The organism is Brevirhabdus sp. (genome assembly GCF_052826345.1).
The window spans coordinates 1-7,507 of sequence record NZ_JBRBUA010000066.1 but is presented as its reverse complement, the minus strand read 5'-3'; the positions used below and the strand labels follow the sequence as shown (position 1 = coordinate 7,507).

The 7,507-nt window shown below is 66.6% G+C and carries 8 protein-coding genes; 4 read left to right on the top strand and 4 right to left on the bottom strand.

Translation table 11 applies throughout. The features are described 5' to 3' along the window. From ACU0BR_RS08380 to deoD, 3 genes are all read left to right on the top strand, one after another. A partial coding sequence (locus ACU0BR_RS08380) for a methylmalonyl-CoA mutase family protein (protein WP_446156401.1) occupies window positions 1-1,517 on the top strand: 1,517 nt, incomplete at its 5' end. Window positions 1,518-1,562: 45 nt separating this feature from the next. Further along, window positions 1,563-2,936 (top strand): aminotransferase, encoded by a 1,374-nt coding sequence (locus ACU0BR_RS08375; protein ID WP_446156400.1) that lies wholly within the window; start codon window positions 1,563-1,565, stop codon window positions 2,934-2,936. 18 nt (window positions 2,937-2,954) lie between these two features. Beyond that, window positions 2,955-3,659 carry a purine-nucleoside phosphorylase gene (gene deoD, locus ACU0BR_RS08370; protein ID WP_446156399.1) on the top strand — a complete coding sequence of 235 codons (705 nt, stop codon included), beginning with the start codon at window positions 2,955-2,957 and terminating at the stop codon, window positions 3,657-3,659. A gap of 78 nt (window positions 3,660-3,737) precedes the next feature. Here the strand turns inward: deoD and ACU0BR_RS08365 are convergent, their stop codons facing one another. Continuing rightward, the gene (locus tag ACU0BR_RS08365; RefSeq protein ID WP_446156398.1) at window positions 3,738-4,616 is read right to left on the bottom strand and encodes an urea carboxylase-associated family protein; all 879 of its coding nucleotides are present in this window, start codon (window positions 4,614-4,616) and stop codon (window positions 3,738-3,740) included. Between the two features lie 116 nt (window positions 4,617-4,732). Here ACU0BR_RS08365 and ACU0BR_RS08360 point away from each other — a divergent pair, with 116 nt between their 5' ends. After that, window positions 4,733-4,903 (top strand): hypothetical protein, encoded by a 171-nt coding sequence (locus ACU0BR_RS08360; protein ID WP_446156397.1) that lies wholly within the window; start codon window positions 4,733-4,735, stop codon window positions 4,901-4,903. 140 nt (window positions 4,904-5,043) lie between these two features. On the opposite strand, the gene ACU0BR_RS08355 is transcribed toward ACU0BR_RS08360, so the two are convergent. The 3 genes from ACU0BR_RS08355 to ACU0BR_RS08345 all read right to left on the bottom strand — a co-directional run. After that, window positions 5,044-5,823 (bottom strand): succinate dehydrogenase iron-sulfur subunit, encoded by a 780-nt coding sequence (locus ACU0BR_RS08355; RefSeq protein WP_446156396.1) that lies wholly within the window; start codon window positions 5,821-5,823, stop codon window positions 5,044-5,046. A 47-nt stretch (window positions 5,824-5,870) separates the two neighbouring features. Beyond that, window positions 5,871-6,182: a hypothetical protein gene (locus tag ACU0BR_RS08350; protein WP_446156395.1), complete on the bottom strand. Its 312-nt coding sequence runs from the start codon at window positions 6,180-6,182 to the stop codon at window positions 5,871-5,873. After that, on the bottom strand, window positions 6,182-7,507 hold a 1,326-nt coding region (locus ACU0BR_RS08345), incomplete at its 5' end, for an FAD-binding protein (protein WP_446156394.1). The genes ACU0BR_RS08350 and ACU0BR_RS08345, both read right to left, overlap by 1 nt.

The window sequence follows — 7,507 nt, the reverse complement described above, 5'->3', positions numbered from 1 at the left end:
CGGCCTTTACCCGCGAACACCTGCCCAAGTGGAACCCGATGAACGTCTGTTCCTATCACCTGCAAGAGGCTGGTGCGACACCGCAGCAGGAACTGGCCTATGCGCTGGCCACGGCCATTGCGGTGCTGGACGACCTGAAAGGCAAGGTGCCGGACGCCGAGTTTCCGGCGATGGTCGGGCGGATCAGCTTCTTCGTGAATGCCGGCATCCGGTTCGTGACCGAGATGTGCAAGATGCGCGCCTTCACCGAGCTGTGGGACGAGATCTGTCGCGACCGCTACGGGATCGAGGACGAAAGGTATCGCCGCTTCCGCTATGGCGTTCAGGTGAATTCGCTCGGGCTGACCGAGCAGCAACCGGAAAACAACGTCTACCGCATCCTGCTTGAAACGCTGGCCGTCACCCTGTCGAAAAACGCCCGCGCCCGCGCCGTGCAGCTGCCCGCCTGGAACGAGGCGCTGGGCCTGCCGCGCCCCTGGGATCAGCAATGGTCGCTCAGGATGCAGCAGATCCTGGCCTATGAAACCGATCTGCTGGAATTCGGCGATCTGTTCGACGGCAACCCAGCGGTGACGAAAAAGGTCGAGGCGCTGAAGGACGGCGCGCGGGCCGAACTGGCGCAGATCGACGGCATGGGCGGCGCGGTGCGCGCCATCGACTATATGAAATCGCGGCTGGTGGATTCGAACGCCGCCCGCATCGCCCGGATCGAAGCGGGCGAGACCACCGTCGTCGGCGTGAACCGCTGGACGGAGGCCGAGCCCTCGCCGCTGACGGCGGGCGAAGGGTCGATCATGGCGGCCGATGCCGATGCCGAGGCCGACCAGATCGCGCGGCTCGACGCCTGGCGCGCCGCGCGCGATGACCGCGCCGTGCAGCAGGCGCTGGAGGCGCTGCGCAAGGCCGCCGCATCGGGCGCCAACATCATGCCGCCCTCGATCGCGGCGGCCCGCGCGGGCGCCACCACCGGCGAATGGGGCGACATGGTGCGCCAGGCCTTCGGCCAGTACCGCGCGCCGACGGGCGTGTCGCGCAACCCCTCGAACCGCACCGAAGGGCTGGAGGAGATCCGCGCCCAGGTCGATGCGGTGTCCGACCGGCTGGGCCGGCGGCTGACGTTCCTGATGGGCAAGCCCGGGCTCGACGGGCATTCCAACGGGGCCGAACAGATCGCCGCCCGCGCCCGCGACTGCGGCATGGCGTTCCACTATGAGGGCATCCGCCTGACCCCCGCCGAAATCACCGCCGCCGCCGTCGAACAGCAGGCCCATGTCGTCGGCCTGTCGATCCTGTCGGGCAGCCACCTGCCCCTGATCGAGGATCTGATGGCCCACATGCGCGACGCGGGACTGGCCCATGTGCCCGTCGTGGTGGGCGGTATCATTCCGCAGGCCGACGCCGACCGGCTGCGCGCGATGGGCGTCGCCCGCGTCTATACCCCCAAGGATTTCGAACTGAACCGGATCATGTTCGACATCGTGGCGCTCGCCGATCCGAAAGCGGTTGCAGCAGAGTAGCTTTTCGGCCACCACGGACCTCATCACCTGATGGAGGATCCCGGTATGATCGCGAATGACACGCTCGACCGGTGGGACCGCGACAGCTTTTTCCACCCGTCCACGCACCTTGCCCAACACGCCCGCGGCGAAAGCCCCTCTCGGATCGTCACCGGCGGCAGCGGCGTGCATATCGAGGATCGCGACGGCAAGCGGCTGCTTGACGCCTTTGCCGGGCTTTACTGCGTCAACGTGGGCTACGGCCGTCAGGAAATCGCCGAAGCCATCGCCGATCAGGCCCGCGCGCTGTCCTATTACCACGCCTATGTCGGGCACGGCACCGAGGCCTCGATCACCCTGGCGCAGATGGTGCTGGACCGTGCGCCCGATCACATGTCCAAGGTCTATTTCGGCCTGGGCGGGTCGGATGCGAATGAAACGAACGTCAAGCTGGTCTGGTATTACAACAACATCCTCGGCCGCCCTGAAAAGAAAAAGATCATCTCGCGCTGGCGCGGATATCACGGGTCGGGGCTGGTCACCGGCTCGCTGACCGGGCTGGAACTGTTCCACAGGAAATTCGACCTGCCGCTGGCGGGCATCCTGCACAGCACCGCGCCCTACAAGTTCCGTGAGGCCGCGCCCGGCACGTCGGATGCCGATTTCACCACCCGATGCGTGGCCGATCTGGAAGAGATGATCGCCCGCGAAGGCGCCGACACCATCGCCGCCTTCATCGGCGAGCCGATCCTGGGCACCGGCGGCATCGTGCCCCCGCCCGAAGGCTACTGGCCCGCCATCCAGGCCGTGCTGGACCGCCACGACATACTGCTGATCGCCGATGAGGTCGTCACCGGCTTCGGCCGCCTGGGATCCATGTTCGGATCGGATCACTACGGCATGCGCCCCGACATCATGACCATCGCCAAGGGGCTGACGTCGGCCTATGCGCCCCTGTCGGGGTCGATCATTTCCGACAGGATGTGGAAGGTGCTGGAACAGGGCACCGATGAAAACGGCCCCATCGGCCACGGCTGGACCTATTCCGCCCACCCCATCGGGGCGGCGGCGGGCGTGGCCAATCTCAAGCTCATCGACGATCTGAACTTGGTCGAGAACGCGGGCGCGATGGGCGCATACCTCAAATCCAGCCTGACCGAAGCGCTTGGCGATCATCCACATGTCGGCGAGGTGCGCGGCGACGGGCTGCTCTGCGCGGTCGAGTTCGTCGAAGACCGCGAGGCGCACAGCTTTTTCGACCCCGCGCGCAAGGTCGGGCCGCAGATCTCTGCCGCGATGGCCGAGCGCGGGGTGATCGCGCGGGCGATGCCGCAGGGCGACATCCTGGGCTTCGCGCCCCCCTTCTGCATCACCAGAGACGAAATCGACACCGTCGTCTCCGCCACCCGCGACGCGGTGGCGCAGGTGCTGACGAAGTAAGCAGAAAGGACGCCGCCCATGACCATCCACATCGGCGCCAAGCCCGGCGACATCGCGGAAACCGTGCTGCTGCCGGGCGATCCGCTGCGGGCGCAATGGGCGGCGGAAACCTTTCTCGACAGCCCCGTCCTGGTGAACGAGGTGCGCGGGATGCTGGGCTATACCGGCACCTGGCGCGGCAACCGCGTCACCATCCACGGCACCGGCATGGGCATGCCGTCGCTGTCGATCTACGCCAACGAGCTGATCACCGAATACGACGCGCAGACGCTGATCCGCATCGGGTCCTGCGGGGCGATGCAGGATCACGTCGGGCTGCGCGACGTGATCCTCGCGATGAGCTGCACCAGCCTGTCGACCCCCTCGCGCGGGATCCTGCGCGAGGTCAATTTCGCCCCCTGTGCCGACTGGTCGCTGCTGCGCGCCGCCGCCACCGCCGCCGAGGGCAAGGGCACCGCCACCCATGTCGGCGGCATCTATTCGGCGGATGTCTTCTATGACGAACGCCCCGATCTGAATGAACAGATGGTGCGCCACGGCATCCTCGGCGTGGAAATGGAAGCGGCGGAGCTCTACACCCTCGCCGCGCGCCACCAGCGCCGCGCGCTGGCCGTGCTGACCGTCAGCGACCACCTGCTGACCGGTCAGGCCCTGCCCAGCACCGACCGCGAGAAAAGCTTTGGCGACATGGTCGAAATCGCACTGGAAGCCGCCTTCGCCTGATCCGGCCAAACCGCGCCCGCGCCCATTATCCTGCCCGCGCCCACACTCATTGTCGCGAAAATATCCCCGCCGGAGGCATCAAACCGCGCCCCCAACGCCGTGGCTGCGGTCATAGCGGCTGCGCTCCGGCGGCTGCCAGCCCGCCAGGGCGCCGGGGATGGGATCAAAGACCTCTACCAGCAGCGGATGACAGAGGGCGGCGTCGCTGGAATGCACCGTGGAACAATCGCCCCCCGGACAGGTGCTGAGCGCCCCCAGCAGGTCGATCTCGGCAAAAAACTCAAGGTAGTCGCCGGGGCGCACGGGGCTTGCCTTCATGAAATACTGGCCCGTATCCCGGGTGAACCCGGTACACATGAAGACATTCAGAACGTCGTGCACCAGGGGCTCGGCCTCGTGGACCGGCACATCCAGATACGCGGCCAGCGCACGGGTCAGGTTCGAATGGCAGCAATGGTGATATTGCCCGCCGTCCGACAGCAGCGCATGGGTGTAGGGGTCGCATCGGGTGCCGATCACATCATGCACCGCGCCGCCGAAAGCGTCGGTGCCGTACCATTCCAGCGTGTCGGCCACGATGGTGGCCATCGGCCGCAGCCCCGGAAAGGACGACCACAGCCGGTGCCCGCGCGTCAGATGCGTCGCATGAAGGGCGCGCGTCTTGCCGGAATAGAATCGCTCCGTCAGATCGCGGGCGTTCCACAGGTTCAGATCGCCCACCTGCGGCCCCTCGACCGAGGTGATGCGAAAGAACTGGCCCGCCTCGACGCGAAAGCTTCGGGCGTCGCGCGGCGGCACCAGCGTCTCGCCGATCTTGCGCGCCCCTTCACGCGCACGGCGGTAGAGTTCGAGCGGTGGCGGAGGCAGGCTTTCGACCGGATAGCAGATGACAGGCGCCACGGCGCGGCGCGCGTCGGCGTCGGCCGGGGGGACGGGCGGGGGCGTATCCGTCGTCATGGCTGGCGCATATCCTTCGTCTGCCGGGTTCTTCGTCTGCCGGGACCTTCACCTGTCGGGGGAACCCGATCCCCGCTCTGGCCGTTTGCCGTTAGTACATATTTCAGGAGAGTGCCATGTCCCCCCTTTCAATTGCCGCCCTGCTTGCCTTCGCGACCCTTCTGACGGCCTGCGCCACGACCGGGACGGTCCGCGGCGGCGCCGAGGCAACCCTCGATCAGGATCTCAACGGCGACGGTCTGATCCGCGGCGACGACATCGGCGCCCGCCGTTCCACCGGCCGCTGAAGCGCATGCCAGCCCTCGCGGAAATGGCGGCGCCCGCCACGGCGCGGCCCCGCGCGGTGCTGGGCGGTACGGCCTGCGGGGGCGGGGCCAAACGCCCCTGCCCCATCGTGGTCGCGGCAGATGTGGCGGCAGATCTGGCGTCAGACCTGACGTTCGACCAGCATCTTCTTGATATGGCCGATGGCCTCTGCCGGGTTCAGACCCTTGGGGCAGGTCTTGGTGCAATTCATGATCGTGTGGCAGCGGTACAGCTTGAAGGGATCTTCCAGATCGTCCAGACGCTCCCCGGTGGCCTCGTCGCGGCTGTCGATGATCCAGCGATAGGCGTGCAGCAGCGCGGCCGGACCCAGGTATTTGTCCCCGTTCCACCAATATGACGGACAAGCGGTCGAGCAGGAGGCGCACATCACGCATTCATACAACCCGTCGAGCTTCTTGCGATCCTCGATCGACTGGCGCCATTCCTTCTGGGGGCGGTTGGTCTTCGTCTCCAGCCAGGGCATGATGGACGCGTGCTGCGCGTAGAAATGCGTCAGATCGGGGATCAGATCCTTGACCACCGGCATATGCGGCAGCGGATAGATCTTGACGTCGCCCTTCACCTCGTCGATGCCGTAGATGCAGGCCAGCGTGTTGATGCCGCCGATATTCATCGCGCAGCTGCCGCAGATGCCCTCGCGGCACGACCGGCGGAAGGTCAGCGTGGGATCGATCTCGGATTTGATCTTGATCAGCGCGTCCAGGATCATCGGCCCGCAATCGTCGAGATCGACGAAATAGGTGTCGATCCTCGGGTTGCGTCCGTCATCGGGGTTCCAGCGATAGATCTCGAACTTGCGCAGGTTGTTCCCGCCCTCGGGCCTGGGCCAGGTCTTGCCCGTCTTGATCCGGGAATTCTTGGGGAGCGTCAGTTGAACCATCTCTCTCCTCCTTTCGTGCTGAATCTAAGCATGTGAGCGGCGCGCGCCTATAGCTGCGGCAGGACGTTTATCGCCGCGCAGCGCAGCACCTCGGGGCGGCGCGCGATGCCCAGCACGACGGCGTAGGTGTCGGCGCCCGGCCCCAGCGTCGCGGCCTTGGCGATCTCGAGCAGCTCATGCGTCGCGGCATTGTCGATGATGCAATCGGTCAGCGCCTGCGCCGGCACGCCCGGAAACCGCTCGGCCACGATCGGGCCGACGACGTTGCGCGCCACGGTACGGGTCGTCTGCTCAACCGGGTTGGCGGCGCAGGCGGCCAGAAACAGCAGCCCCGCCAGCGATGCGATCGGCCCGCGCATCAGTAGACCCTCTTTTTCGGGGCGATCCTGGTCAGGTCTATGCCGCCCTCGTCCTGGGTGGTCAGCGGATCGACATGCACCGGACGGTAGCCGAGCGTGACCTGCGTGTCCTCGACGGTGGCCAGCGTGTGCTTGCGCCATTCGCCGTCGTCGCGGTCGGGATAATCCTCATGCGCATGGGCGCCGCGGCTTTCCTTGCGCGCCTCGGCGCTGACGATGGTGGCCAGCGCGTTGGGCATCAGGTTCGTCAGCTCCAGCGTTTCCATCAGGTCGGAATTCCAGACCATGGATCGGTCGGTGACCTTCAGATCGGCCACTTTCGCCGCGACGGTCTTCATCTTTTCCACGCCTTCCGCCAGCGTCTTGTCGGTACGGAAAACGGCGGCGTCAGCCTGCATGGTGCGCTGCATCTCGTCGCGCAACTCGGCCGTGGGGGTGGCCCCGTCGGCGTGGCGCAGCTTGTCGAAGCGCGCCAGCGCGGCGTCGATGCTGGCCTGATTGGGCGCCGGGTTCGCGGCCTCGGGGTCGACGACCTTGGCGGCGCGGATCGCGGCGGCACGGCCGAAGACCACCAGGTCGATCAGCGAGTTCGAACCCAGCCGGTTCGCCCCGTGCACGCTGGCACAGCCCGCCTCGCCCACGGCCATCAGACCGGGTGCTATGGCGTCGGGGCTGTCGGCGGTGGGGCGCAGGACCTCGCCCCAGTAATTCGTGGGGATGCCGCCCATGTTGTAGTGCACGGTCGGCAGCACCGGGATCGGCTCCCTGGTCAGGTCCACACCGGCAAAGATGCGCGCGGAGTCCGAAATGCCGGGCAGCCGTTCGGCCAACGTCTCGGGCGGCAGGTGGTTGAGGTGCAGGTGGATGTGATCGCTGTCCTTGCCGACGCCGCGCCCTTCGCGGATTTCCAGCGTCATGCAGCGCGAGACCACGTCGCGCGACGCCAGATCCTTGTAGGTGGGGGCGTAGCGTTCCATGAACCGCTCCCCTTCGGAGTTGGTCAGATACCCGCCCTCGCCCCGCGCTCCTTCGGTAATCAGGCAGCCCGAGCCGTAGATGCCGGTGGGGTGGAACTGGACGAATTCCATGTCCTGCAACGGCAGCCCCGCGCGCGCCGCCATGCCGCCGCCGTCGCCGGTGCAGGTATGCGCCGAGGTGGCCGAGAAATAGGCGCGCCCGTAGCCGCCGGTGGCCAACACGACCATCTTGGCGGAAAACACGTGGATCGTGCCGTCGTCGAGCTTCCCGCAGACCACGCCCTGGCATTGCCCGTCGTCGGACATGATCAGGTCGATGGCGAAATACTCGATGTAGAATTCGGCCTT